The 25,590-nt window shown below is 67.8% G+C and carries 17 protein-coding genes; 11 read left to right on the forward strand and 6 right to left on the reverse strand.

Going from position 1 to position 25,590, the window contains the following annotated elements:
* The first annotated feature begins 11 nt into the window (after positions 1 to 11).
* The 4 genes from OU994_RS13410 (at position 12) to OU994_RS13425 (ending at position 7,338) form a co-directional block, all read left to right on the forward strand.
* Positions 12 to 1,637, forward strand: a complete 1,626-nt coding sequence (locus OU994_RS13410; RefSeq protein WP_281611149.1) for an extracellular solute-binding protein — start codon at positions 12 to 14, stop codon at positions 1,635 to 1,637.
* Positions 1,638 to 1,782: 145 nt separating this feature from the next.
* The gene (locus OU994_RS13415; RefSeq protein ID WP_281611150.1) at positions 1,783 to 2,949 is read left to right on the forward strand and encodes a glycoside hydrolase family 88 protein; all 1,167 of its coding nucleotides are present in this window, start codon (positions 1,783 to 1,785) and stop codon (positions 2,947 to 2,949) included.
* A 121-nt stretch (positions 2,950 to 3,070) separates the two neighbouring features.
* Positions 3,071 to 5,473, forward strand: a complete 2,403-nt coding sequence (locus OU994_RS13420) for a TonB-dependent receptor (RefSeq protein WP_281611151.1) — start codon at positions 3,071 to 3,073, stop codon at positions 5,471 to 5,473.
* A 113-nt stretch (positions 5,474 to 5,586) separates the two neighbouring features.
* Positions 5,587 to 7,338 carry a beta-galactosidase family protein gene (locus OU994_RS13425; protein WP_281611152.1) on the forward strand — a complete coding sequence of 584 codons (1,752 nt, stop codon included), beginning with the start codon at positions 5,587 to 5,589 and terminating at the stop codon, positions 7,336 to 7,338.
* Positions 7,339 to 7,644: 306 nt separating this feature from the next.
* Here the strand turns inward: OU994_RS13425 and OU994_RS13430 are convergent, their stop codons facing one another.
* Positions 7,645 to 10,134 (reverse strand): polysaccharide lyase 8 family protein, encoded by a 2,490-nt coding sequence (locus tag OU994_RS13430; RefSeq protein WP_281611153.1) that lies wholly within the window; start codon positions 10,132 to 10,134, stop codon positions 7,645 to 7,647.
* A gap of 175 nt (positions 10,135 to 10,309) precedes the next feature.
* Between OU994_RS13430 and OU994_RS13435 the strand changes: the two genes are divergently transcribed.
* Together OU994_RS13435 and OU994_RS13440 are read left to right on the forward strand one after the other, a co-directional pair.
* Positions 10,310 to 11,431 (forward strand): ABC transporter ATP-binding protein, encoded by a 1,122-nt coding sequence (locus OU994_RS13435; RefSeq protein ID WP_281611154.1) that lies wholly within the window; start codon positions 10,310 to 10,312, stop codon positions 11,429 to 11,431.
* Positions 11,419 to 12,231 (forward strand): hypothetical protein, encoded by an 813-nt coding sequence (locus tag OU994_RS13440; protein WP_281611155.1) that lies wholly within the window; start codon positions 11,419 to 11,421, stop codon positions 12,229 to 12,231. Before OU994_RS13435 ends, OU994_RS13440 begins: the two co-directional genes overlap by 13 nt.
* 47 nt (positions 12,232 to 12,278) lie before the next feature.
* Here OU994_RS13440 and OU994_RS13445 read toward each other — a convergent pair whose 3' ends face one another.
* The 3 genes from OU994_RS13445 to OU994_RS13455 all read right to left on the reverse strand — a co-directional run bounded on the left by OU994_RS13445 (position 12,279) and on the right by OU994_RS13455 (position 15,397).
* Entirely contained in the window at positions 12,279 to 14,096 is a 1,818-nt protein-coding gene (locus OU994_RS13445; protein ID WP_281611156.1) for a bifunctional diguanylate cyclase/phosphodiesterase, read from the reverse strand.
* 24 nt (positions 14,097 to 14,120) lie between these two features.
* Positions 14,121 to 14,327: a hypothetical protein gene (locus OU994_RS13450; protein WP_281611157.1), complete on the reverse strand. Its 207-nt coding sequence runs from the start codon at positions 14,325 to 14,327 to the stop codon at positions 14,121 to 14,123.
* A gap of 209 nt (positions 14,328 to 14,536) precedes the next feature.
* Positions 14,537 to 15,397: an alpha/beta fold hydrolase gene (locus OU994_RS13455; RefSeq protein WP_281611158.1), complete on the reverse strand. Its 861-nt coding sequence runs from the start codon at positions 15,395 to 15,397 to the stop codon at positions 14,537 to 14,539.
* A gap of 116 nt (positions 15,398 to 15,513) precedes the next feature.
* On the opposite strand from OU994_RS13455, the gene OU994_RS13460 reads away from it, so the two are divergent.
* Complete coding sequence (locus OU994_RS13460; RefSeq protein WP_281611159.1) at positions 15,514 to 16,365, forward strand: LysR substrate-binding domain-containing protein; 852 nt, start codon at positions 15,514 to 15,516, stop codon at positions 16,363 to 16,365.
* A 122-nt stretch (positions 16,366 to 16,487) separates the two neighbouring features.
* On the opposite strand, the gene phaP is transcribed toward OU994_RS13460, so the two are convergent.
* Positions 16,488 to 17,132 (reverse strand): phasin family protein, encoded by a 645-nt coding sequence (gene phaP / locus OU994_RS13465; protein ID WP_281611160.1) that lies wholly within the window; start codon positions 17,130 to 17,132, stop codon positions 16,488 to 16,490.
* 708 nt (positions 17,133 to 17,840) lie between these two features.
* Between phaP and OU994_RS13470 the strand changes: the two genes are divergently transcribed.
* The 4 genes from OU994_RS13470 (at position 17,841) to OU994_RS13485 (ending at position 24,815) form a co-directional block, all read left to right on the forward strand.
* On the forward strand, positions 17,841 to 18,986 hold the full coding sequence (locus OU994_RS13470; protein ID WP_281611161.1) for a GGDEF domain-containing protein: 1,146 nt from the start codon (positions 17,841 to 17,843) through the stop codon (positions 18,984 to 18,986).
* A gap of 278 nt (positions 18,987 to 19,264) precedes the next feature.
* Complete coding sequence (locus tag OU994_RS13475) at positions 19,265 to 19,885, forward strand: PEP-CTERM sorting domain-containing protein (RefSeq protein ID WP_281611162.1); 621 nt, start codon at positions 19,265 to 19,267, stop codon at positions 19,883 to 19,885.
* Between the two features lie 111 nt (positions 19,886 to 19,996).
* A complete protein-coding gene (locus tag OU994_RS13480) occupies positions 19,997 to 23,548 on the forward strand; it encodes a pectinesterase family protein (RefSeq protein WP_281611163.1) in 3,552 nt (1,183 codons plus the stop codon).
* Between the two features lie 253 nt (positions 23,549 to 23,801).
* Positions 23,802 to 24,815, forward strand: coding sequence for an alpha/beta fold hydrolase (locus tag OU994_RS13485; protein WP_281611164.1), 1,014 nt, complete (start codon positions 23,802 to 23,804; stop codon positions 24,813 to 24,815).
* A 22-nt stretch (positions 24,816 to 24,837) separates the two neighbouring features.
* Here the strand turns inward: OU994_RS13485 and OU994_RS13490 are convergent, their stop codons facing one another.
* Complete coding sequence (locus OU994_RS13490; protein WP_281611165.1) at positions 24,838 to 25,584, reverse strand: hypothetical protein; 747 nt, start codon at positions 25,582 to 25,584, stop codon at positions 24,838 to 24,840.
* Positions 25,585 to 25,590: the final 6 nt, after the last annotated feature.

The raw sequence follows: 25,590 nt of genomic DNA on the forward strand, positions 1-25,590 counted from the left end.
CGGCTCCGCGAATGTTAACGTTATCTAAACTCTTCGTGGCCGCGCTGGCGCTGCCGCTGCCAGCCCTCGCGGCCCCCGCGGCGCCTGCGCTGCCGATCGTCGACAAGCCGCTCACGCTGACGTGGTTCGTCAACTTCAACGCCAAGGCCGCGGTATCGATGAACAGCTATGCCGAGCAGACCGCCTACCAGGTGCTGGCCGAGCGCACCGGGATCCACGTGCGCTTCGACCATCCGCCGCTCGGCGCGGAAAAGGAGCGCTTCAACCTGCTGGCCGTGTCGGGCAAGTACCCGGACGTCATCGAGGCCGACTGGTTCGGCTATCCGGGCGGCTCCGAGAAGGCGCTGCGCGACGGCGTCATCATCCCCCTGAATGACCTGATCCGCCGCCATGCGCCGAACTTCCAGGCGCTGCTCGATGCCAATCCCGAAGTGTTCCGGCAAGTGTCGACGGCCGATGGCCGCATCTACGCGTTTCCCATGCTGCGCCTCGACCCGGAAGTGCGCAATGTGCGGGGGCCGCAGATCCGCGCGGACTGGCTGCACAAGCTGGGCCTGGAAGCGCCGCGCAGCATCGACGACTGGTACCGCGTGCTGAAGGCGTTCCGCACGCGCGATCCGAACGGCAACGGCAAGGCCGACGAGATCCCGTTTTCCGTGATGACGATCAACGGCGACCGCGCCGTGCCCGGCCTGCCGGCGCCGATGTGGGTCTTCCTCGGCGGCTTCGGGCTGGCCCCGGAGTTCTTCCACAAGGATGGCCAGGTGCGCTACAGCCCCGCCGAGCCGGCGTACCGCGACTTCCTGGTCACCATGCGCCGCTGGTATGCCGAAGGGTTGATCGACCCGGACTACGTGTCCCAGACCGAGCGCCAGTTCGATGCGCGCATGACCAACAACCTGGTGGGTGCCTACGCCGGCTTCAATGGTGGCGGGCTGGCCCGCTTCACCAGCATGAACCGCCAGCGCTTCCCCGGTTTTCGCCTGGTAGCGGTGCCGTATCCGAGCGGCCCGGGCAGCGGTGGAAAGCACTACCTGACGTGGCCCGAGGCGGGGCAGGTCTACTCCGGCCTGGGCGCGGCGGTCAGCAGCCAGAACCGGCACGTGGTGGAAACCATCCGCTACCTCGACTACGGCTATTCGAAGGCGGGCGGCCGCGTGCTGTCCTATGGCCGGGAAGGGCTCAGCTACACGATGGTGGACGGCCTGCCGCGCTATACGGCGCAGGTGATGCGCCATCCGAAGCTGTCGGTGGCCGAGGCGATCTACGTGCATGCCCGCGTGCAGAGCGCGCCGCTGGTGCAGGAGGCGAACTACCTGCAGCAGTTCTACACGATGCCGGAACAGCGCGAAGCCGTGTCGATCTGGGCCAGCGCCGCGCCGGACCTGCTGCTGCCCGCGCTGGAAGTCGATCCGGCCGACTCGCGCAAGTTCAACGCCATCATGAGCGACCTGAAGCTGTATATCGCCGAGATGACGACACGCTTCATCACCGGCCGCGAGCCGATGGAAAACTTCGACCTGTACCTGAAGAAGCTCGACCAGGCCGGCGTGCGGCGCGCCACCGCCTACATGCAGAAGGCCTACGACCGCTACCAGTCGAAATCTCCCGCCGGACCCGCTCCGGCCCAACGCTGACCAGAACGGACGAGAACGACATGCCACCACTTACTCACCACCTGTGGGCCGGAGCCGCCGCATACCAACGCGCGGCCAGAAATGTGAACGTTAACAGTGGCGTACCTGCCGCTGAAATCCAATGACCAACGACATGACTGTACCCATGCATTCTTCCCCGCCGACCGGCGACGACGTGCTGGAAGGCGCGCTGGACCTGGCCCTGGGCCAGCTGGCGGCCAACCTGCGGCGCTTCACGGAACGCTTCCCCGACGACACCACCACCGCCAACCACTACACGCTGCGCCGCTACGAAGACCATCCCGCCGGCGTGAATGCCGGCTGGACCAGCGGCTTCTGGACCGGCATGCTGTGGATGGCCTATGAACTGACGGGCGCCATGGCGTTCCGCCAGGCCGCGGCCAGCCAGCTGCCCAGTTTCGCCTGGCGCCTGGAGCAGGATATCCAAGTCGACCATCACGACCTGGGCTTCCTGTACATGCCTTCCGCGGTGGCCGCGTGGCGCATCACCGGCGAGACGGCGCCGCACCGGATGGCGCTCCAGGCGGCCGACCGGCTGATGCGGCGCTACCTGCCGGGCGCCGGCATCATCCAGGCGTGGGGCGACCTGGACGACCCGGCACAGCGGGGCCGGATCATCATCGACTGCCTGATGAACCTGCCCCTGCTGCACTGGGCCAGCGCGCAGAGCGGCGACGGGCGCTATCGCCAGGCCGCGCTGTCGCACCTGCGCCAGTCGCGCAAGTACCTGGTGCGCCCGGATCACTCCAGCTTCCACACCTACCACTTCGATCCGGTGACCGGCGACGCGCTGGGCGGCAGCACGGCGCAGGGCGCGTCGGACGATTCGTGCTGGGCGCGCGGCCAGGCCTGGGGGATCTACGGCTTCGCGCTGAACCACCGCCACGCGCCGGAGCTGGGCCTGCTCGACATCGCCTGTGCCCAGGCCGACTACTTCCTGGCCCGGCTGCCGGAACACGGCATCGCCTACTGGGACCTGGCCTACGGCGACGGCAGCGGCGAGCCGTGGGACAGCTCGGCCTCCGCCATCGCGGCATGCGGGCTGCTGGAAGTGTGCGCGCTGTTGCCGGAGGGCGCACTCCACGCACGCTACCGCGCCGCGGCGCTGCACCTGCTGGGCAGCCTGGCGCGGCGCTGCGCCGCGCGCCAGCCGGACAGCGACGCGCTGCTGCTGCATGGCGTGTACAGCAAGCCGCACGGGCAGGGCATCGACGAAGCCAGCCTGTGGGGCGACTTCTTCTACCTGGAAGCGCTGGCGCGGGTCACGCGCGGCTGGACCAGCTACTGGTAGCGGGGAGGCGGAGGAGACAGACAACGACGGCACGCAAAATCGGCCAGAAAAAAATCGGCATCCAAGGATCGGCTTAAAACCGGGTAGTCAATAACACAGCAGTTCTCATCAGGAGAGAAACATGATTGCGCACTTCAGCACTTCCATCAGCCTGCCGCCGCTGCGGCCCCTGACCGCGGCCATCGCCCTGGCGATGCTGGGCGCCGTGCCGGCCCAGGCCCAGCAGGCCGACAGCGGCAAGCTCGAACAGGTGGTGGTCACCGCCAACAAGCGGGCACAGAACCTGCAAGACGTACCGGCGGCCATCTCGGTGATCAACGACGCCACGCTGCAGCGCGCCAACGTGCGCGACATCGACGACCTGCCGTCGCTGTCGCCGGCGCTGACGATTTCCTATGGCTCGCAACCCGGCAACAACAGCATCAACATGCGCGGCATCGGCACCTTCTCGCTGGGCATCGGCACCGAGTCCGACGTCGCCGTGATCGTCGACGACATCCCGATGGGCCTGCAGGCCGGCGCCTTCAAGGACATGACGGACATCTTCCGCGTGGAAGTGCTGAAGGGCCCGCAAAGCACGCTGTTCGGCAAGTCTTCCATTGCCGGCGCGCTGAACATCACCACCAAGCCGATCGCCGGCACGCGCAAGGCCAGCACCAGCTTCCTGCTGACGGACGACAAGGAGTGGCGCGCCAGTGCCAGCGTGTCCGGCCCGCTGACCGACACCCTGCGCGGCCGCGTCACCGTCAGCAAGACCGGTTTCGGCGGCGTCGTCGACAACCTGTACGACGGTTCGAAGCTCAATGGCAGCCGCGGCGAAACCATCATGGGCAAGTTCGAATGGAACCCATCCGACCAGTTCCAGGCCGTGTTCTCGCCGCATTACAACCGCACCAACCGCAACGGCTGCGTGAATCCGTACACGTCGATCACGCCGGGCGGCTACTACCAGAACGTGCCCCAGTTGCCGGCCACCGAACTGAATGCCGGCATTCCGATCGGCCCCGGCAACACGGCCGTCAGCAACGATTACCCGGCCGGCGGCAAGTTCCGCGATGCCGGTGCCGGCCTGCGCCTGAACTGGCAGTTCGGCGACGACTCCGTGCTGGCCGGCCATAACCTGACCTCCATCACGTCATTCGGCAATTACCACATGGACGATTTCCAGGACGGCGACGGCACCAGCAGCGACATCCTGCGCTACCTGCCCGTCAATGGCCGGCCCACCGGCCTCTCCGGTGGCCTGTACAGCTTCGGCACGTTCGACGTGAAATCGATCACGCAGGAAGTGCGCCTCACGTCCCCCGATACCGGCAAGTTCCGCTACGTGACCGGATTCTGGTATGGCCGCAACATGCTCAACCGCCTGCTGGTGCGGGCGCCGGTGAGCAGCTACGTCACCGCCTACGAGGCGCAGGCCTGGAACACCAACTACGCACTGTTCGGCCAGGCCAGCTATGCGTTCGCGGCGAAGACCAGCCTGATCGCGGGGCTGCGCCTGAACCGCGAGGATTCGGGCTACGGCTTCACCCGCTACACGCCGCCGCCCGCCGCGCGCGTGCCGACCGAGTTCTATACGGACGACCACTCCGACAACGCCGTCACCGGCAAGGTGGGCCTGGAACACCATGTGAGCCGCGACACGATGGCCTACGCGACATTCTCCACCGGCTACAAGGGTGTCGCCTACGATCTCACCAGCGGCTTCAACGCCGCCGTGGCGCGCAAGCAGCCGGTCGATCCGGAAAAGGCGAAGAACTTCGAACTGGGCCTGAAGACCGCGCTGCTGGACAACCGCGCCACGCTCGACATCGCCCTGTTCAACACGAACTTCCGCGGCTTCCAGCAGGCGGCCGGTTTCGTCGACGACGACAATGTCTTCCGGACCACGCTGCACAGCATCGGCGGCCTGCGCACGCGCGGCCTCGAAGTGGATGGCACGCTGCGCGCCAGCCGCGCGCTGCTGCTGAACGCCAGCTTCGCCTGGACCCAGGCCACCATCACGGAATTCGAGAACGGCCCGTGCCACTGGGTGCTCAACGCGGCCGGCACGGCGGCCATCGTGGGCGGCAATTGCGCGCCGAACCCGAAATACGCAAACGCCAATGTGCAGAACCTGAAGGGGGCCACGCTGCCGAACGCGCCGAAGATCAAGGTCAACCTGGGCGGCCAGTACGACGTGCCGCTGCAGGCCGCCGGCTTCGACCTGTTCGTCACGGGCGCCTGGCGCTGGCAAAGCCGCACCCAGTTTGCGCTGAACCAGGACCCGGTGACGGTGCAGGGCGGCTACGGCGTGGCCAACCTGGGCTTCGGCATGAAGGACAAGCGCGACCGCTACAAGCTCTCGTTCTTCGTCAACAACCTGTTCGACAAGACGTACGCGATCGGCCTGGGCAACTCGGTGGCCACCGGCACGTGGAGCGCGAAGGCACCGAACCCGGTCGCCGTGGTCAGCACCACCTCGTGGCTGCCGCCGCGCGATTACACCCGCTACGTCGGCGCCCGGCTCGACCTGAATTTTTGATTGGTCCGTGGGTCATCCGCACCGGCTCCCCCTGAGGCGGATGGCTCTTTCGAAGGGACGCGGCTTCCGGCCTGCGTTCCCTTTTTTTTCGTTCGCATCCTTGTTCATCCACCATGCAAAACTCTCCTTCCTTCACGATCTCCGGCGACCGTTTCCTGCTCGACGGCGCACCGCTGCGCGTGCTGTCCGGCGCGCTGCATTACTTCCGCGTGGTGCCCGGCCAGTGGCGCGACCGGCTGCTGAAACTGCGCGCCATGGGCCTGAACACCGTGGAAACCTACGTGGCCTGGAACCTGCACGAGCCGCGGCCCGGCGAGTTCCGCTTCGACGGCGGGCTCGATCTCGCCGTGTTCGTGCGGCTGGCGCAGGAACTGGGCCTGTACGTGATCGTGCGGCCCGGACCCTACATCTGCGCCGAATGGGAGTTCGGCGGCCTGCCGGCCTGGCTGCTGGCCGATCCGGCCATGGAAGTGCGCTGCTGCTATCCGCCCTACCTGGACGCGGTGCGGCGTTTCTACGCGGCGCTGCTGCCGCAACTGCTGCCGCTGCAGGTCGGGCACGGCGGGCCGATCCTCGCCATGCAGGTGGAAAATGAATACGGCAGCTACGGCAGCGACAGCCGGTATGTGGAATGGGTGCGCGCGCTGATGGTGGAACTGGGCGTTGAAACGCTGCTGTTCACGTCCGACGGTGCCACCGACCACATGCTGACCCACGGCACGCTCCCCGCCGTGTACAGGACGGCGAATTTCGGCTCGCGCGCGGCCGGCGAGTTCGCCAAGCTGCGTGAGTACCAGCCGGACGGCCCGCTGATGTGCATGGAGTTCTGGAACGGCTGGTTCGATCACTGGGGCGAGCCGCACCATACGCGCGACGCGGCCGATGCGGCACAGGCGCTCGACGAGATCCTGGCCAGCGGCGCATCCGTCAATGTCTACATGTTCCATGGCGGGACCAATTTTGGCTTCATGAACGGCGCCAACACCGATCTCGACACGCGCGCCTACCAGCCCACCGTCAACAGCTATGACTACGACGCGCCGCTGAGCGAGGCGGGCGAGCCGACCGCCAAGTTTTACGCCTTCCGCGAGGTGATCGCGAAATATGTCGACCTGCCGCCGCTGTCGCTGCCTGCACCCGCGCCGATCCTGGCGCCAACCGCGGCGCGCTTTGCCGGATCGGCCGCGCTGGCCGATGCGCTGCCCGTGCTGGCGACGGCGCACCGCGATATCGTGCCGCGCGCCATGGAAAGCCTGGGGCAGGACTATGGCTTCCTGCTGTATCGCACCACGGTCGAGCATCCGCCGGGCAAGGTCACCTTGTCCGTCGAATGCGTGCACGACCGCGCCCAGGTGTTCGTCAACGGCGTCGAGGCGGGCGTCCTGGCGCGCGATGGCGGCGGCAAGCTCGAGATCGACCTGCCCGCCGGCCCGGTGACGCTGGACCTGCTGGTCGAGAACATGGGGCGGGTGAACTACGGGCCGGACCTGCAGGACCGCAAGGGCCTGCTGGGCTGGGTGCGGCTGGGCATCAACAAGCTGTATCACTGGACCATGTTCCCGCTGCCGCTGGCCGACCTGTCGCGGCTGGAATTCGGCGCCGCCGCGACGGCCGGCCCGGCATTCCACCGCGCCGTGTTCGACGTGGCGGCGCCGGGCGACAGCTTCCTGTCGCTGCCCGGCTGGAGCAAGGGCGTGGCCTGGGTGAACGGCTTCAACCTGGGCCGTTACTGGGAGAGGGGACCGCAGCAGGCGCTGTACGTACCGGCGCCGCTGTTGCGGCAAGGCGAGAACGAGCTGATCGTGTTCGAGCTGCACGGCGTGCGCGGTGGCGACGCCGTGCTGGGCTGGCCGTTGGCGCGCTGAGGAAGCGCTGATTCATCGCTGATGGATGAGATTAGTCTCGAAAAACGTGTCCAGCAAGACGCAAATGTCCCGTCATACCGGGCATGACGGCAATGCCGCTTGGATAAGCCCACCCCAAGTGCAAATTCCGGGGTCAGACCCGCCGGGTCTGACCCCAGCCCTTCGCTGTTGGGGTGAATGGATGCGCTTTCAACGTATCGGGTAGTGCTTAACTTAGCGGCATTAGGGTATCGCGGGGCATTTGTGGCGCAGCTAGGGGCGTTTTCTCAGGGCTAAGATCGCCGCCATGAATTGATCAGCTGTTCCCTAGCGGACCTCGGCAGGCGCCAGCCGGAAGCTGGCGCTGAACGAGCGGCCCGCCGCGCCGGTCACGTCGACCGCCAGGCGGATCGCCGGCCGCAGTTGCAGGATCGCGATGCCGGGCGAGGTCGCCACGATCTCGCCGGCCGCGCGCGCGATATCGATCGTGACCGGCGCCGTGCCGGCCTGGGTGGGATCGGCCACGGCCACATGCAGCAAGCCGTCATCTTCCCGCACGATGACGGCCGCCTTGCGGTCGCTGGCCAGGTAGGGCGCGTCGTTCATCTTCACGACCGCGGCGCCGTCCGCCCAGAAGGTCGCGCCGACCAGGCCGAGCGCCGTGTCGCGCACGGCGGCGACCGCGGCCGAGCGCTCCAGTACCGTGACGGTGGGCGCGGCCGCATAGGCGGCCGCCTGCGCCGCGCTGCGGCCGGGCAGGATCACATACGCATAGCCGGCGTCGCGCGGATTGCTGCCATGCGGCAGGGCCAGGCTGTGGAAATGGTTCGTCACCACGTTCGTGCCACCACTGGCAGACATCGTGCGCCATGTCGCGCTGCGTGTCTCGCGCAGGCTGTCCAGCGCAGGCTTGTCGGGGAAATACCACGCCACGTCGGAACCCGGCACGTTGCCAGCCAGGTGGGCCCACCGCACGGCGCGCAGGCTTGCGACGCTGCCGGACACCGGGCGCTGCACGGCGCCGTCGACGGTCAGCACGTTGCCGCCGTGCGCAGCAAGCTTGCGGTTCTCGACGATCGTCTCGACCGGCACGCCATCCCTGCTGGCGATCCCGCTGCCGACGGCCACGATCCGGTCGCCGAACAGGAACCAGGACTTGCGCCCCGTGAGCGTGCTCCCGGTCACGCCCGCCGTCGCGAACGCCATGCCGGCCACGCCGTACTTGCCGGCCAGCGTGGCGCCGCCGGCCCAGCCGCCCGTGTTGGGATATTTTTTCCAGTCCACCGGCACGCCCCTGCCGGAACGGTCCGTGGTCGTGCCGGGCAACCGCCGCTTGTCGATGGTAGGCCAGTAGCCGCCCAGGTAGCGGGCCTGGTCGGCGTCGTACAGCGCGAGCATGCCCATGCCGGTCCACCAGCCGGCCAGGTTCTCGCCGTTGCCGTATTCGAAGGCCGAGATCCGGTCCGAGAACAGCGCCAGGCTGGCGGCGAAGCCGGGGCCGCGCTGGACCACGCGGTCCATCGATGCGAAGACGCGCACGCCTCCCGGCTCGGCCGCGGCGGCCACGCGCGAATCGGCCATCAGCGCCTTGATCGCGGCGATGTCGTCGACCGGCAGCGGTGCCGGGACGAAGGCATCGGTTCCCGTTTTTGCGGTGGCAAGCGGCGCGGCATAGCTGCCGCCGAAGGTCGTGTCGCGCGCGATCCAGCCCTTGGCGGCGGCCGCGATGGCGGCGCTTTGCCGCGGATACGCCGTGCTGCCGGCCCGCGCCAGCCGCACCAGTGCCGCGATGGTGCTGCGCCCGGCCGTGTGGTCGGTCGAATTGTGGCGCGCGATGGCGCGCCCCCGCACCGCGTCCATCATCGCGCCGTCGTGGATAAATGGAGCATAGGCGGTAGTAGCCCAGTCGAATACGTTGGCCACGTTCGGATCCGTCAAGGCCCACCGCGAACCTTCCAGCAGGAACAGCAGGCGGGACATGTCGTCGATCACGGCGGGGCCGTACGCGCCCGTGTAGGGCACGTAGTCGTGCTGGATGAAGGAACCGTCGCGGTAGAAGCCGTCACCCTGCGTCACGTACAGCAGCGCGGGGCCGATGGCGGCGCGGCCCTGCGCGATCTTCGCCGCCGACTGGCCCAGCACGCCGCGCAGGATCACGGCAAGCGACTTGTCGAGCAGGTTGGCGCCCGTCTCGGCGGCCAGCACGGTGCCGTCAGGTTTCAGCCGCACCGCCGGGTCGGGCACAAAGCGGTCGATGGCGGCCAGCCACGCGGCGCGCTGGGCCGCGCTTAGCCGCTCATGCATCAGCGTCATCGTGTTGACCAGCGCCAGCGGCGTGCCGATATGCCAGTCCCACCAGTTGCCGTACCAGGTGACGGTGGCGTTGTAGCGGTGCGCGTGCAGCCAGTCGAGACCCGCCACGATATCGGCCGCCAGCGCCGCATCGCCCCGCAATGGCGAGCCGGCGGTGGACCAGGCCAGCGCCATCGCCTGCAGGCGAACGTAGCTGTTCGTGATATTGGCCGAATTCTCCGGCGCGGCCAGGTCCGGCCACAGCGCGCCGCGTTCCGGGCGCTTGTCCATCGCATCCCAGTGGCGCCGCGCGTTGGCGGCCAGGGTCGCGACGGCCCGGGCGATGTCCGGATCGCGTGTGTCGATGGCTTCGCCGCCGGTCAGGCGCGCATGCCACCTGGTCCGCAACTGGTCGAACTCACTGGCCTCCATGGCCAGGACGGCCTGGGGGGCGCACGCCAGCAAGGCGGCATACAGGATGGGTATTGCACGGTGGCGGGTGCGCGGGGCAGGGCGGATCGGCATAGGTCTCCATTGTCGATGCGCTGGCGGCAGGCTGCAAGCTAGCGCCAGGGAGGAATAGATAACGTTATCAGTTTTCGTCGGCCAGGGAGTGCTTGAAGCATTGCACTGCCAAGACACAAGGGCTAATATACACGGAACAATAGTTAACGTTAACATTCTGAGGGGGTAAACCACCATGGCGGCGATCTCGTTACAACAGGTGCGCAAGTTCTACGACAACGGTTTCCACGCCGTGCGCGATTTCAGCCTCGATATCGGCGATGGCGAATTCGTCGTCTTCGTCGGCCCGTCCGGCTGCGGCAAGTCGACCACGCTGCGCATGATCGCCGGCCTGGAAGACATCTCCGACGGCACGCTGCGCATCGGCGGCACGGTCGTCAACGACCTGCAGCCGAAGGAGCGCGATATCGCCATGGTCTTCCAGAGCTACGCGCTGTATCCGCACATGACGGTGCGGCAGAACATGGGTTTCGCGCTGAAGCTGGACGGCGTGCCGAAGGCGGCGGCCACGCAGCGGGTGGACGAGGCGGCGCGCATGCTGCAGCTCGATCACCTGCTGGAACGCCGGCCGAAGGAACTGTCCGGCGGCCAGCGGCAGCGGGTGGCGCTGGGCCGTGCCATCGTGCGCAAGCCGCAGGCGTTCCTGATGGACGAGCCCTTGTCCAACCTCGACGCCAAGCTGCGCGTGGAGATGCGCGCCTCGATCCTGAAGCTGCACCGCCAGCTTGGCGTGACCACGGTCTATGTCACGCACGACCAGGTGGAGGCAATGACGATGGGCGACCGCATCGTCGTCATGAAGGGCGGCGAGATCCAGCAGGTGGCCAGCCCGATGGAGCTGTACGAGCGGCCCGTCAACGTGTTCGTCGGCGGCTTCATCGGCTCGCCGGCGATGAGTTTCCTTGACGGGGAATTGCGCGATGGCTGCGTGGTCGGCGACGGCTACGCCTTGCGCCTGCCGGCGGCGATGGCGGACCGCGTGGCGGCCGGCCTGGCGATGACCGGGGGCCGCGCCGTGAAACTGGGCCTGCGCCCGGAAATCCTGTCGCTCGACCCGGCGGCCGGCGCACCGCTGGCCGCCGTGGTGGACGTGGTGGAACCGCTCGGCGCCGAGACCATCGTCACCTTGCGTGTGGGCGGCGGGACCGTGGTGGCGCGGCTCGTCGGCCACGCGAGGCTGGCGCCGGAACAGGCGCTGACGCTGTACCTGGACACGGCCCGCGTGCACGTGTTCGACGCGGCCAGCGAGGCGAACATCGGCCTCGGCCCGCGGGAGGCCGCATCATGCCCGCGCTGACCCTGCTGGCGATCGACGAAGGCCGCCAGCGGCTGCACCTGGTCGATACGGGCGATGCGCGCGCCGGCTGGCAGTGCGACCTGGCCGACTTTCCGCTGGCGCGCGACCTGCAGCGCATCGGCCGCGACCGCACGCTGGTGGGCTTCGAGCGCGGCTTCGTCGAACTCGACATCGCCACCGGAGCCGTGCTGCGCGCCTGCGACCGCTGGACCGGCGTGACCGCCGCGCGCCGCCTGCCCGACGGCCGCACGCTGGTGACCGGCATGAACCTGGACGGCGGCGTCGACGGCATCCACGTGCTGACCCTGGATGCGGACTTGCGGCAGGTCGCCGCGGTGCGCCGCGACGGCGACTACGTTCGCCTGATGCGGCCCGCCGGGGACGGCTACCTGCTGTGCACCAACGACCATATCCTCGAGACGGATGCGCGGTTGCGGCCCGTGCGCAAGCTGGCGGCGCCGGGCTTCGAGCACGCCTGGAAGGCCGAGCGGCTGCCCTGCGGCGGCACGCTGGTGTCGGCCGGCTATGGCGGGTTCATGGCCCGCTTCGACGAGGAGGGCGCGCTGGTGCATACCTTCGGCAGGGCAGGGCAGGTCCCGGACGACGTGGCGCCGCATTTCTATGCGACGTTCCAGGTGCTGGACGACGGCCGCGTCATCGTCGCCAACTGGCAGGGGCATGGCCCGGACAACGGCCACAAGGGCCGCCAGCTGCTGTCCTTCGGCGCCGATGGAACACTGCTGGACACGTGGTCGGACCCGGCGCGCATCTCGTCGCTGCAGGGGATCCTCGTGCTGTGACGTGAAGCCTGACCGCGACCCGCCGCGCCCATGGCGCCGCACGCCGCCTATTGCGCCCTGGCGCCGCCGCCTGCCGGGGCCGCGCCCGCCAACTGTTCGCCCGCGCCGGCCGCCCGGTACTGCTCCACCTGTGCGGGCGGCACGGGACGCCCGAAGTAGTAGCCCTGCATTTCCACGCAGCCGAGTTCCCTGAGCGGGGATGCCTGGGCGCCGTTTTCCACGCCCTCGGCGATGACGTGGATGCCCAGGCCACGGCTGATATCGATGACGCCCTTGACGATGGCGCGCGAGCGCGCGCTTTCCTGCAGGCCGCCGATGAAGGAGCGGTCGATCTTCAGCTTGTCGACAGGCAGTCGCATCAGGTATGACAGGCTGGAAAACCCGGTGCCGAAATCGTCGAGGCTGAGTGTGACGCCCAGTTCCTTCAGCTGGTACATGATGCTGATCGCGCGGTCGACGTCGTGCACCGCCACCGATTCCGTCAGTTCCAGTTCCAGCAGGTGCCCGGGCAGGCGATGGGCGGCCAGGGCTTCGCGCACCGAACCGGCGATGTCGCCATGCAGGAACTGGCGCGGCGACAGGTTCACGGCGACGGGCAACGGCATGCCGCCCGCATCGGCCCAGGCGCGCAGCTGCCGGCATGCTTCGCCCAGCGTCCATCGCCCGATGTCCACGATCAGGGCGCTTTCCTCGGCGACGGGAATGAAGTCGGCCGGCGAAATCAGGCCCAGTGCCGGGTGCTGCCAGCGGATCAGGGCCTCCACGCCGGCCATCCGGCCGCTCTCGACGTTGCGTTTTTCCTGGTAAAGCAGGAACAGCTGGCCACCCGCCACCGCACCCCGCAAGTCGTGTTCGAGGGAGCGATGATTGAGCCGGTACAGGGCCTGGTTGAAAGCGCTCATCAGTCCGTGGCCCAGGGCCTTGGCTTGCCGGACCGCTTCATGTGCGGTATTCAGCCACGCCCCGGCATCGGCCCAGCTGTCGCGCAGCGGCGCGTACCCGGTGGTCAGGCTGCAGTGGATGACCAGGTCGTCGCTGAGGACCAGCTGGTTCAGCGCTTCGTGCACGGCGCCGAGGCGGCCGGTTGCCGCGGCCAGTGTCGTGTCGCCTTGTACCAGCAGCGCGAACATGCCGCCGCCGATCCGGGCACAGGTATCGCGTGCGCCGGCGAGCTCCTTGAGCCGCTCCGCCACCACGGCGATCAGGCGGTCGCCGATCCGGTGGCCCAGCCGTTCGTTGATGCCGGCCAGGTTGTCGATGTCGATGAGCGCCAGCAGCGCCGTGCCGCTGCGCCGTGGCGCGAGCGCCAGCATTTCCTCGATCTTGCGGTCGATCGCGAAACGGTTGGGCAGGCCTGTCAGCGGGTCGCGCAGCACCTGGTTCTTCAGCGAATGGACCCGCAAGTGCGGGTCCGGGCCTTGTTGCTGCGTGGTCCAGGCGTCCACCAGTGCCAGCGATTCCAGCGCCGTCTGCCGGAAGTACAGCAAGTCTTCGATGGTGCGGGCCAATGCCTGCAGCAGCACGATTTCCTGCGGCGCGGGACTGCGCGGCACCGTATCGATCACGCACAGGGTGCCGATCCGCCTGCCGGCCGAATGAATGGGGATGCCCGCATAGAAGCGGATGCCAGGGGCGCCCGTGACGAGGGGATTGCCGGCAAACCGGCCATCGCGGGTGGCGTCTTCCACGATGAAGGGCTGGTCGGCGAGGATCGCGTGGCCGCAGAACGACACGTCGCGCGGCGTTTCGCGGGCATCGAGGCCGCAGCTCGACTTGAACCACTGCCGCTCGTCGTCGACCAGCGAGATCAGGCTGACGGGCACCGACAGCGAGGCGCAGGCGACACGGGTCAGCCGGTCGAACAATTCCTCGGGCTCGGAGTCGAGCAGCTACGTGGCGCCCAGGGCGATCAGCCGTTCGGCCTCGTCGGCAGGACAGGGCGGCGGCAGGTAGGCCAGCCCAGGGGACTCGCCGAAGCCTTCCCCGATTCCTTCGCCGCCCCCGGCAAGGTGCGCAGTATCGTTCCCGGCATTGTCGTTCCCGGCATTGCCGTTCCCAACATTCTCGTTCCCAGTCTTGTCGATCATCTTCAGCATCGGCGTGCGCCGCCCGGTTGCCGTCGGCCGGTCGGGTCCGCGTGCGGGGGCGGGGCAGCGGTTGGCGGACCGGTCGGCTACATGGTTGGAAAGGCTACCATTCTGCCATGTTTGCCGCGCACTGGATGACCATCTTTGCGACACCCGGGACGGTGGCGACGGCCGGTCGCAGGCACTTGCCGCCCCAGCCTGCCCGCCGGTTCAGCGCATCAAACCGCCGCCGCCCGGACAAAACCTTCGATGACCCGGTTGAACGCCGCCGGATGCGAGACGTTCATGCCGTGCGACGCCCCGGCGATGGTGCGCTTTTCCGCGCCCGCATGCCACGCCAGCAGTTGCGCGGCGTTGTCGCGATACATGCGGGGGCTGCGCTCTCCTTCGACGAGAAGCAGCTTGCAGCGCAGGCCGGCGGTGTCCGCCTGCGTGTAGGCCGGCAGCGGATCGCGGAACTGCTTGGGCAGGGTGGCAGCGTTGTCGATCGCCATGCGGCGAAAGCCCGCGGGGCTCTTGCCCCAGGCCCCCGGCATGCTGACCGAATCGACGAACAGTTCGAGCCCGGCGTCGACGTCGCCTTCCTCGATCAGCGCGGCTGCCCGGGCGCGCAGGGCCACGGTCGCCGCCGGCAATTGCGCTTCGGCCATGCCGGCAACCTGCAAGGGGCCACCCGGGTCGGCCAGCGTCAGCGTCTTCACCAGGTGCGGATATTCACGCGCCAGGTGGAAGGCCACGCAGCCGCCGCGCGAATGGCCCACCAGGTGCACCGGCCCCACTTGCATCATGGCGATGAAGTCGGCCAGTTCCTCGACATGGGTGCGCCAGCCGAACTCGCCCGGCATGCGGTCCTGGTCGTCCGGCCAGTAGTGGCTCAGGCTGACCGACATGCAGAAGAACTGTTTCGACAGCGCGCTGGCCTGGCTGCCCCAGTAGCGGTAATCGCACAGCGAGCCGTGGATGAACAGCAGCGGTTCGCCATAGCCGCTGGCCACGTAGGGCACCCGGGTGCCGGAGGGCAGCGTGGCAAAGTACACCTCGGGGAGGGCAAGGCTGGACAGGTCGGTTCGTGCGTTCATGGGTGGGCTCCTTTCCGCTACTATGCATGACCCACTCGTTCAAGAAAATCGCATAATATTGATCGTTGCTATCAGATTTATTGATAGCGATGCATTCGAAATAATACGGGACCCCCATGAAAGCACTCGACCTGGATGTCCTCGCGATGATCGTCGCGGTGGCCGACACCGGCAACATCAGCCGCGCGGCCGAAGTCGTGCACCGCTCGCAATCGGCGGTCAGCATGCAGATCAAGACGCTCGAGGCGGCGCTGGGCAAGCCGCTGTTCGTGCGCAAACCGCGCAGCGTGACGCCGACCCAGGACGGCGAAGTATTGCTGACCTATGCGCGGCGCATGCTCGCCCTGCGCGAAGAGGCATGGGCCGCCGTGGTGCGGCCCGACGTCACCGGCCGCGTCGTCATCGGCGTGCCGGACGACTATGCCTCGTCGCTGCTGCCGGCGATCCTGAAGAAGTTTTCCGCCACCTACCCGAGGGTGGAAATCCAGGTGGTCGGCCTGCCCAGCGTGGCGCTGGCGCCGATGGTGAAGGATGGCTCGGTCGACCTGGTCTGCGCCACGCGAGTCAAAGGCCTGTCGGGCGAATTCATCCGCTTCGAACCGATGGTGTGGGCGGCGTCGCCTGGCGCGGCCGGCATCTGGCGCGAGCGGCCGTTACCGATCGCCGTGTTCCTGCCCGGCAGCGTGGCGCGGGAAAACGCCATCCGCAGCCTGGAGCGGGCGAGGATCACGTACCGGACGTCGTTCGAGAGTCCCAGCCTGATGGGGCTTCTCAGCATGGTCGAGGCCGGGCTTGCCGTCGCCCCGCTGGCGCAGTGCGCGGTGCCGCGCCACCTGACCTTGCTGGGGCAGGCGCAGGGCTTGCCGGAGATCGATGCGCTGGAAGTCATCCTGGCGCGCAGTGCCAAGTCGCGGCGCCCGCCGTGCGATTTCCTGGCGGAGCGGATCATGGCGGAGTTGCGGCGCTGAAAAATGGTGAGTAAAGAGCTGGTGAACAAAGAGCTGGTGAACAAAGGCCGCGCACGCAGGCTTCGCGTGCGCGGGCCGAGGCACGCGGGCGACTGGCGTCACCCGCGGCTCACAGATTCAACTCAGGCCGACTTGCCCTGTTTCGAACCGTGCTGGTTGCCCTGCGCGGCCTGGCCACCCTGCAGGTTGCCCTGGGTCGATGCCTCGCCATCCACCTTGAACTGGGCGGAGCCGGCTTCGCCGCGGACTTCCGCCTGCATGCTGCCGTGGTGGGTGCTGCCGTTGCCGCGCTGCGCGCCGTCCTGGGCGAACGGATCGCGGAAGTTCTTCAGCGATTCTTCCTGGTGGCGCAGCGAGCGGTCGGTTTCTTCGGCGGCGGTGCGCGCCACCTGGTCAGCCAGCGCGCGTGCCGTGCGCGAGGTTTCCTGCACGTGCTGTTCGGCGACCTGGGCGAAATCGACCTGGCTGTCGGCGGCCACGCGCGAGATGTGCTGCTGGTAGGCGCGCAGCTTTTCCGTGGCAGGCTGGGCGCGTGCGGCGGTCACGGAGATCAGGTCGGAAGGACGGTCGGTGGTCAACAGCTGGTGGCCGACGATGGTGCTTTCCTCCAGCATGGTCTGGCCCAGCTGGATGTTCAGCTGGCACAGTTCCTGGAACGAACGGGTCAGCGATTTCGACACGTCGTTCAGGAAAGCTGCCTGGGCATTCAGGTGCGTACGGACTGCGGGCGTAACGGCTTGCGAGAACGGGAACATGGCATACCTCATGAAGTGAAGTTCATCAACTGGCGAACACGGCAGTTGCAGGATGCGCATCTGGCGGGTGGCCGGAAAGGGCAACGTCATTGCTGAGTTGCGTGCAGCGCGCCAGGTGGCCTGGTGCGTGCTGCCTACCTTATGGGCCATTTGTGACAGGCGTTTGACGTGCCGGGTCGGATTATTCTGAATCGAGCCGGTGGCGCCGCGAGCCCTGCGCGAGCCCTGCGTCACTAGCAAACGGGCGCCCGGGCTTGCTTTCATCTGGCATGATTTCCCTGCCGGCCGCCCATGTCCCACAAGAACGGCGGCCAACCCGCGCAGCTTGTCAAGCGTTGTTCCAGCCCGTGCTGGTGCCCGTGCAACAGCTCACTTCAACAGCTCACTTGCGGATGAAAATAATGTCTGGTCCCATGGTATAGTGCCAAAAATCAACTAGTTTCCTGGCCGTTGCCATGGCCAGGCCGTTGATGACCCGGGCATGGAGGAGGGATGAGCGGCCACCCGGCCGTGGCCAGCCATCCATGTTGACTTGCACGAGCGGCAATGGACCATCGCACCAGACCTTGAAGCCACCAGTCTCCACCCCAGCACATCGCCAGGTTCCAGAGCAGGCAGCACATCTACCGCGGTACGGCAAGGCGCGGTCCCGTAGCGGATGGCCCTCCACCGTCCGTCGTTCGTGGGGCGATGCCCTTTCCACCAGCCCGGAAGGCCATCGTGGATGCCATTGAAGCGGGCAAGGCGGCCCGGCCCCTGATGACACGCGCGGCGCAGCGCATCGGCGATCTCGTCCTCTCGGCCGACTTCAAGCAGCGCCGCCGGGCGATCGTCGCCCTGATGACGGCGGGCGTGTACGCGATCTGCATCGTCATCCTGTTCTACGGCGGCGAGCGGGGCATCTTCGATCCCGGCTGGACCGGCGTGCTGGCGCTGGCTTGCGGCTCCGTCGTCACGGCGTTCTATGCCGCCATCCGCAGCGGCTTCAACCTCCGTTTCAGCGCGCCGTCGCTGGCGCTGCCGCAGGCCATCTGTGCGCAGACACTGGTCGCGGCGGCCTACATGATCGCCGGGCCGGCCCATCCCTCCATGCTGGCGCTGGCGGCGATGGTGATCGTGTTCGGCATGTTCGAGATGCGTACCCGCTACGTGTGGCTGCTGATGCGCTATACGCTGGTGCTGATGGGCGCCGTGATGGTCTGGTGCGCGCTGCACGATCCGCTCACGTATCCGCCCGAGGTCGAGGTGATCCACTACGCGATCCTGGCCACCGTGCTGCCCGCGATCTCGTCCCTGTCCGCCCAGCTGCGGGCGATGCGCGAGCGCCTGCAGAAGCAGAAGGCGGAACTGGAAACCGCGCTGGAAAAAATCCGCCGCGTCGCCACCCTCGATGAACTGACCGGCTTGCCGAACCGGCGCCACATGCGCGAGCTGCTGGCCGAGCACATCGCGCGCTTCGACCGCGGCGGCCCGGCGTTCGCGGTGGCGCTGGCCGACCTCGATCATTTCAAGAGCATCAACGACCGCTTCGGCCATGCCGTCGGCGACGACGTGCTGACCGGCTTTGCCGACCGGGCCCGCGCCCACCTGCGCACGACCGACATCGTCGGCCGCTGGGGCGGCGAGGAATTCGTCATCATCCTGGCCGGCTCGCCCCCGGCCGACCTGGATTCCGGCATGGAGCGCATGCGCCGCTCGCTGCGCGACACGCCGGTCTGCGCGGACGTGCCGGAAATCCGGCTCACGTTCTCGGCGGGCGTTACGCCGTACCGGAAAGGAGAATCGATCGACGACGTGATCGAGCGCGCCGACAAGGCCCTGTACGACGCCAAGCATGCGGGGCGGGATCGCTCGGTGAGCCGGTAGCTCCAGTCACCTGGAGGTCTGGGAAAGGCAGTGCAGCGCCAGCAGAGTTGTCTGAACGCTACAACATAATTGGTCCGGACGATTGCTAAACCGGCCTGACCAATCTAAAATGGGCCGGACCGAAAGTGCTGTTTTCATTGTAACTTCGGCTTGACCGTCCGCGCGCAAGGCCATCCTCCTCCGGCCGCCCCCGCAACGGCGCGGGACACGCGAGGTGTTCCACGGCGACCGCTCCCCGCGGCGCTTCCGACATCACAATAACCAGATCGGAGACACGTTTGAACACCCAAGACCTTCTCAAGGCCCTGGCGCTTGCCGCCATGGGTACCGCCCTCGGCATGGGCAGCGCGCACGCGGGCATGCTGCCGCTGCAAGGCGCCATCGTCACGGCCACCTACAACGGCGATGCGGCGGGCATGCTCGGCCTCGACCATGGCTTCGCCGCCGAACCGGGCGCCAACACCACCGCGCTGGATACTACCGGCACGGGCGTCGAATTCCTGACGGCCGATTTCCTGTTCGGGATCGATATTTCCGCCAGCGGCGCGCTGACCGTGATCGCCAACGGCACGATCCCGACCGGCGCCTACAGCATGCGCTTCGACTTCGGCAACAGCCTGGCCAGCCCGATCGGCGCCTTCACGTTCACCGGCACGGATGGCGCCAGCGGCGTGCCGGGCCTGTCGCTCGTCGATCCGCACACCATCGCGCTGGAACTGGGCGGCGTCGAATGGAACGAGTTCGGCGCGATCACCGCGCAGATCGACGCCGTGGCGGCGGTTCCCGAGCCGTCCAGCGCCGCGCTGCTGCTGGCGGGACTGGGCTGCCTGGCCGCCGTCCACCGCGCGCGCAGCGGCTACCGATCCGCCGCGCACGACGCACACCAGCGCCGCGGCTGACCGCATACACGACGCGCTCCACGACGCAAAACACGACGCAAAACACGAAGGGCACTTCCGCCAGGGCGGAGGCAGCCCCACGCCAATTCGTTCCTCCACCAGGAGCATCACATGCGACTTCTTGCATTCAAGGCGGCGCTGTGCGCCGCATTCGTCTTCGGCGCCGCGCCCGGTCATGGCGCCGATCCGGTCGACCCGGCCCGCCAGGGCGCACCGCTGGACGGCTGGGCCAGCCAGGGCGGCGGCACGCGGGGCGGTGCCGCCGCGCCGTCCGAACAGATTTACTCGGTTACCAACCGCGCGCAGCTACTGGCGGCCATCCATAACGGCGGCGTCAATGCCAAGATCATCAAGCTGGCCGGCACCATCGACATGAGCGAAGGCCTGCCGTTCACCAGCAGCGCCGACCAGGCGGCACGGGGCGCCATCCGCCTCAAGAGCAATACCACGCTGATCGGCGCCGGTCCCGGTACCGGCATCGTCAATGGCCATATCGTGCTGTCGGGCGTGTCGCAGGTCATCATCCGCAACCTCAAGCTGGTCAATCCCTGCGACGTGGGCCCCGTGTGGGATCCCACCGACGGCTCCACCGGCAACTGGAATTCCGCCTTCGACGCGATCGGCATCTCGGGGTCCGACCATGTGTGGGTCGACCATGTCAGCTTCACGGATGCGCCGGTGACGGACGACCTGCTGCCGGTCGAGAATGACCACGTGAAGCAGTGCCACGACGGCGCGCTCGACATCACCAACGGCTCCGACTACGTGACCGTGTCGTACAACGTGTTCGAGCAGCACAACAAGAACAACCTGGTCGGCGGCAGCGACAGCGCCACGGGCGACGAAGGCAAGCTGCGCGTCACCTTCAGCAACAACGTGTTCCGCGACGTGGCCAGCCGCGCGCCGCGGGTGCGCTTCGGCCAGGTCCACCTGTTCAACAATTACTACGCCGGTGCGAAGTCGCACCCCGTGTACCCGGTCAGCTATGCGGTGGGCGTGGGCACGGCGGCGAAGATCCTGTCCAACAACAATGTGTTCGAGGTGGCCGGTGCGCGCGTTTGCGCCGACGTGGTCCGCGACTTTTCCGGCGCCATCGCCGGCGCCTTCCAGGACAAGGGCTCCCTGCTGAACGCGGCGGCGCTGGGCAGCTGCGGTGTCGCCGCCAGCGCCGGCTGGACGCCGCCGTATGCGTACAGCGTGCGCCCGGTGGCGCTGGTCAAGGCCAACGCGCTGGCGCAGGCCGGCGGCGGCAAGCTGGCGACGGCCGTCACCGGCACGGGCAGCACCACCATCGACACCGGCCCGGCCCTGGCCTGCCCGCCGTCCGGCCTGTACTTCTGCGATGACTTCCAGGGCGGCGGCGCGGCGAAATGGGATCTGCTCCCGGTGCCCGGCCCGAACGGCAGCTTCCGCGTGCAGGACGAAGTGGGCGGCAGCGCCAACAAGGTGCTGCAGTACACGGCCGCCTCCACCGGCGGCGTGCTGGCGCTGATCAAGCCGGCGGCGCTGGACAAGGTGCCCTCGGGCGACTACTTCGTCGAAGCGCGCATCCGGCCGATGACCAACGGCACCACGGGCAACAAGCAGCTGTACCTGGTGACGCGCTATGTCGATGCGGGCAACTGGTATGGCGGCGGCCTGAATGTTCAGAACAGCACCGCCAGCACGCAGGTCGAGATCGCGAAGATGTTCGCCGGGTCGCTGAGCCGGCCGAAGCAGGTGCGCAAGCCGGTCTCGATGGATGGGCCGTTCTACACGGTGCGCTTCGAGATGATCGGCAGCACGCTGACGGTCTACCTCGACGGCGAAAACCTGGGTTCCGTCACCGACAGCGCGTTCGCCGCGCGTGGGCTGGTCGGCCTGTACACGGCCAACAAGTCGTTCCAGGTCGACGATGTGCGCATCGGCGACCCGGCCCTGAAGCCCGCCCAGCTGACGCTCGATCCGGCGGTGACGAGCTTCGCCGCCGAAGCGGGCGACGCGCCGTTGCAGGTCACGGTCAATGCGCGCGCTCCCGACAGCACGCCGGACAGCTACACGGCGGTATCGAGCAATCCGGCGGTGGCCGCGGTGACCATGGAAGGCAATGTCGCCACCATCACCCCGGTCGGCGGCGGCACGGCGAAGATCGTCTTCACCTCCGGCTCGGATCCGCTGCTGACGCGCACCATCGAGGCCACCATCGCGCCGCGCTTCGTGCAGCCCACGCAAACCTACCCGCTCGACAACGCCACCTGGCCGGCCGCGCAGGCGGACAGCGAGCCGGTCGACCTGTCGCTCAAGCTGGTGTTCGACAGGCCGCCGGTGCTGGGCAGCGGCGGCACCATCCGCGTGTTCCGCAAGGCCGACGACGCGCTGGTCGACGTGGTGCGGCTGACCGGCGAAACCGACATGCTGGGCTACCCCGGCCAGGCCCAGGTGCGCAAGGTGAATACGGTGCCGGTCACGATCGACGGCAACGCGGCGACCATCCGGCTGCACGGCAACAAGCTCGAACCGGGCACCGAATACTACGTGGCGATCTCGGATGGCGTGTTCACCGGCACCTCGCTGGGCGGCGTGCCGTTCGCCGGCATCGGCCGGCTGGGCGGCTGGTCGTTCACCACCCGCGCCGCCATGCCGTCGGGCGACAGCGTAACGGTCGACGACGATGGCGCCGCGGACTTCCGCACGGTGCAGGGTGCGCTGAACTACGCGATGCAGTATTTCGGCAAGGCCGATCCCGTCACCATCCGCGTGAAGAACGGCGCCTACCGGGAGCTGCTGTTCTTGCGCGGCAAGGACAACGTCAGCATCGTCGGCGAGAGCCGCGACGGCGTGGTGATCCGCTACACCAATAACGATTCGCTCAATTCGGGCACCGGCGCCAGCCAGGGCGCCAGCACGAGTGGCGCGCGGGGCGGGCGTGCCATCATGCTGGTCGAGGCGGCCGACATGCTGAGCCTGGAGTCGCTGACGTTCAACAACACGACCCTGCGTTCACCGGCCATCTCGGCCCAGGCCGAAACGCTGTACTTCAACAGCGATGGCGGCCGCCTGGTGGCGAAGAACGCCGCCTTCCTCAGCGAGCAGGACACGCTGAACCTGAAGGGCTGGTCATGGTTCTACCGCACGCTGGTGGCGGGCAACGTGGACTTCATCTGGGGCAGCAGCCGCGCCGCCCTGTTCGAGGAAAGCGAGATCCGCTCGGTGGGCGATTCCAGCAATGCCGCCAACGGCGGCTACGTGCTGCAGGCGCGCGTGCCGACCGCCGCCGACAAGGGTTTCGTCTTCCTCAACAGCGCGCTGACGCACGGCCCCGGCCCGGGACCGCTGCACGGCGACGTGCCGAACGGCGCCACCTACCTGGCGCGCAGCCCGGGCGGTACCGACAGCTGGGACAACATCGCCTTCATCAACTGCCGCATGGACCGGCACGTGGCCGCCGCGGGCTGGGCCGGCCTTGGCGTCAACAACCAGCCGGCGCCGAATCCCGTGACACCCGATGCCATGTCGGGCTGGCGCGAATACGGCACCACCGACCTGGCCGGCACCCCGCTCGACCTGGGTGCGCGGGTGGGCGGTTTCCAGCTGAGCGCCAGCGACGTGGCGGCGGGGTTCTCTTCGCGTGCGCAGGTGTTTGCCGGTTTCGGCGGCGGGGCGGGGTGGGAACCGCAGCCGTGACGTTTATCGAGGTGTCCGATGCCTGGACACCGGCGCCGGCGGCCCGGACGACGGGCGCTGGCTGAACGCAATAAAGGGGGCGAAAATCGGGGCGAAGGTCGGGGCGCGGGGCGGGAGGCCTCGCTCCGCGCCACCGGTGGCATTGCGTCAGGCGCAACGATGAATTGACCGCTACATCGTTCCGCCATGCGCGCCCGGCTCCTACCATTGGCTTGCCGCTGTGGCCTTCACCGACAAGCCAAGGAGAAACACCATGCAAGCTCCCGTCCTCTTCCGCCCCGCCTTCCACCTCGCATTCCAGGCCATTTCCGCGCTCGGCCTGGCCGCCGCCTTCCACGGCGCGCTGGCCGCGCCGGCCACGCCCGCCGCCACCACGACCGCCAATGCGCCGGCCAACGCCGTCAGCTACCGCACCGTGAACATCGATGGCGTCAACGTGTTCTACCGGGAAGCCGGCCCGGCGAACGCGCCCACGCTGTTGCTGCTGCATGGCTTCCCCACGTCGTCGCAGATGTTCCGCAACCTGATCCCGCAGCTGGCCGACCGCTACCGCGTGATCGCGCCGGACTACCCCGGCTACGGCCAGAGCGACATGCCGCCGATGGGAGAATTCACCTACAGCTTCGACAACCTGGCGAAAGTGATCGACAAGTTCACCGTGGCCGTGGGAGCCAGGCGCTATGCGCTGTATGTGCAGGACTATGGCGCGCCGGTCGGCTTCCGGCTGGCGGCGGCGCATCCGGAACGGGTAACGGCCATCATCGTCCAGAACGGCAACGCGTATGACGAAGGCCTCGACAACGAGTTCTGGAAGCCGATCAAGGTGTGGTGGACGGACAAGTCGGCGGCGAACACGGCGAAGCAGCGGCCGATCCTGGAACTGGCCGCGACGAAATGGCAGTACACGGAGGGCGTGCGCGACGTGCGGCGCATCAGCCCCGACGCCTGGATGCTCGACCAGGCTTACCTGGACCGGCCGGGCAACAAGGAGATCCAGCTGGCGCTGCTCCACGACTACGGTTCCAATCCGCCGCACTACCCGGCGTGGCAAGCCTACTTCCGCAAGCACCAGCCGCCGATGCTGATCGCGTGGGGCAAGAACGACAAGATCTTCCCGGCGGCCGGGGCCCATCCCTACTTGCGCGATCTGCCGAAAGCGGAACTGCACCTGCTCGACACGGGCCACTTCGCCCTCGAGGAGGAGAGCGCCACGATCGGCGCGCTGATGCGCGACTTCCTGGGCCGCACGCTGAAGCCCGGCATGTAGCGCGGGCTCCGGCGCGCGAGACCTACTGTGCCGCTTTCTTCTCCACCTTGCCCGGCAGCGTCAGCTTGCCGGACGCCACCTTGAACACGTCGGCCACGCACACCAGCGGGTTGTGCACGCTTTCGTTGACGCGCAGCGCGGCGGTCACGCCATCGAAGCCGGCAGCATCGACCACGCCGATATCGTCGAACGGTACGCGCACTTCCAGCGTGTCGCCCTTGAACACCGGGCTGTAGGCGGGACTGTCGATCAGGATCGGCAGGCCCGGCCAGGTTTTCGGCAGCCGGGGTTTCGCGCCCGCGGGGATGTCGACGATCTTCAGCGCACCCTTGCCGCAGGCGTCGTCGGGTTGCAGCACCACCCAGTGCGAGTGCCACAGGTCGCCGTCGTTCCCCAGGTCGCCATCGCCATTCTCATCGTACAGCGGGGTATCGTCGAAGTCCGGGTGGGCCGTCACGGCGAACGCCAGGATGCCCGTTCCCTTGTCGAAGCCGGCAACGTAGGGATCGATCGTGGTGGGCCATACATACGAAAAGATCTTGCTGCCGGCCAGCTTGCCGGTTTTTCCCGGCCGCGATGCGCCGGCCTTGCCCGAGACGGCAACATGGAACACGGCGAGATTGCCCTCCGTGGTGATCTTCGTGTGCACGATGTCGAACGCCGGCGTGACGGCTTTCGCGCCGGCGCTGTGGATGCCGCCGGTATGGGCCTGCGCGGCGATGGATGCGGCGAGCAGCGCGATGGCGAGGAATGGCTTGAAGCGTTTCATGGTGTT

This window comes from Pseudoduganella sp. SL102, from assembly GCF_027856995.1.
Classification (GTDB): Bacteria; Pseudomonadota; Gammaproteobacteria; order Burkholderiales; family Burkholderiaceae_D; genus Rugamonas; species Rugamonas albidiflava.

Coding starts and splice junctions, on each gene's coding strand:
- OU994_RS13455 (WP_281611158.1), bottom strand. CDS start 15,397: ATGAACGCACGAACCGACCTGTCCAGCCTTGCCCTCCCCGAGGTGTAC.
- OU994_RS13420 (WP_281611151.1), top strand. CDS start 3,071: ATGATTGCGCACTTCAGCACTTCCATCAGCCTGCCGCCGCTGCGGCCC.
- OU994_RS13425 (WP_281611152.1), top strand. CDS start 5,587: ATGCAAAACTCTCCTTCCTTCACGATCTCCGGCGACCGTTTCCTGCTC.
- OU994_RS13490 (WP_281611165.1), bottom strand. CDS start 25,584: ATGAAACGCTTCAAGCCATTCCTCGCCATCGCGCTGCTCGCCGCATCC.
- OU994_RS13435 (WP_281611154.1), top strand. CDS start 10,310: ATGGCGGCGATCTCGTTACAACAGGTGCGCAAGTTCTACGACAACGGT.
- OU994_RS13410 (WP_281611149.1), top strand. CDS start 12: ATGTTAACGTTATCTAAACTCTTCGTGGCCGCGCTGGCGCTGCCGCTG.
- OU994_RS13430 (WP_281611153.1), bottom strand. CDS start 10,134: ATGCCGATCCGCCCTGCCCCGCGCACCCGCCACCGTGCAATACCCATC.
- OU994_RS13460 (WP_281611159.1), top strand. CDS start 15,514: ATGAAAGCACTCGACCTGGATGTCCTCGCGATGATCGTCGCGGTGGCC.
- OU994_RS13450 (WP_281611157.1), bottom strand. CDS start 14,327: ATGCTGAAGATGATCGACAAGACTGGGAACGAGAATGTTGGGAACGGC.
- OU994_RS13415 (WP_281611150.1), top strand. CDS start 1,783: ATGCATTCTTCCCCGCCGACCGGCGACGACGTGCTGGAAGGCGCGCTG.
- OU994_RS13485 (WP_281611164.1), top strand. CDS start 23,802: ATGCAAGCTCCCGTCCTCTTCCGCCCCGCCTTCCACCTCGCATTCCAG.
- OU994_RS13480 (WP_281611163.1), top strand. CDS start 19,997: ATGCGACTTCTTGCATTCAAGGCGGCGCTGTGCGCCGCATTCGTCTTC.
- OU994_RS13440 (WP_281611155.1), top strand. CDS start 11,419: ATGCCCGCGCTGACCCTGCTGGCGATCGACGAAGGCCGCCAGCGGCTG.
- phaP (WP_281611160.1), bottom strand. CDS start 17,132: ATGAGGTATGCCATGTTCCCGTTCTCGCAAGCCGTTACGCCCGCAGTC.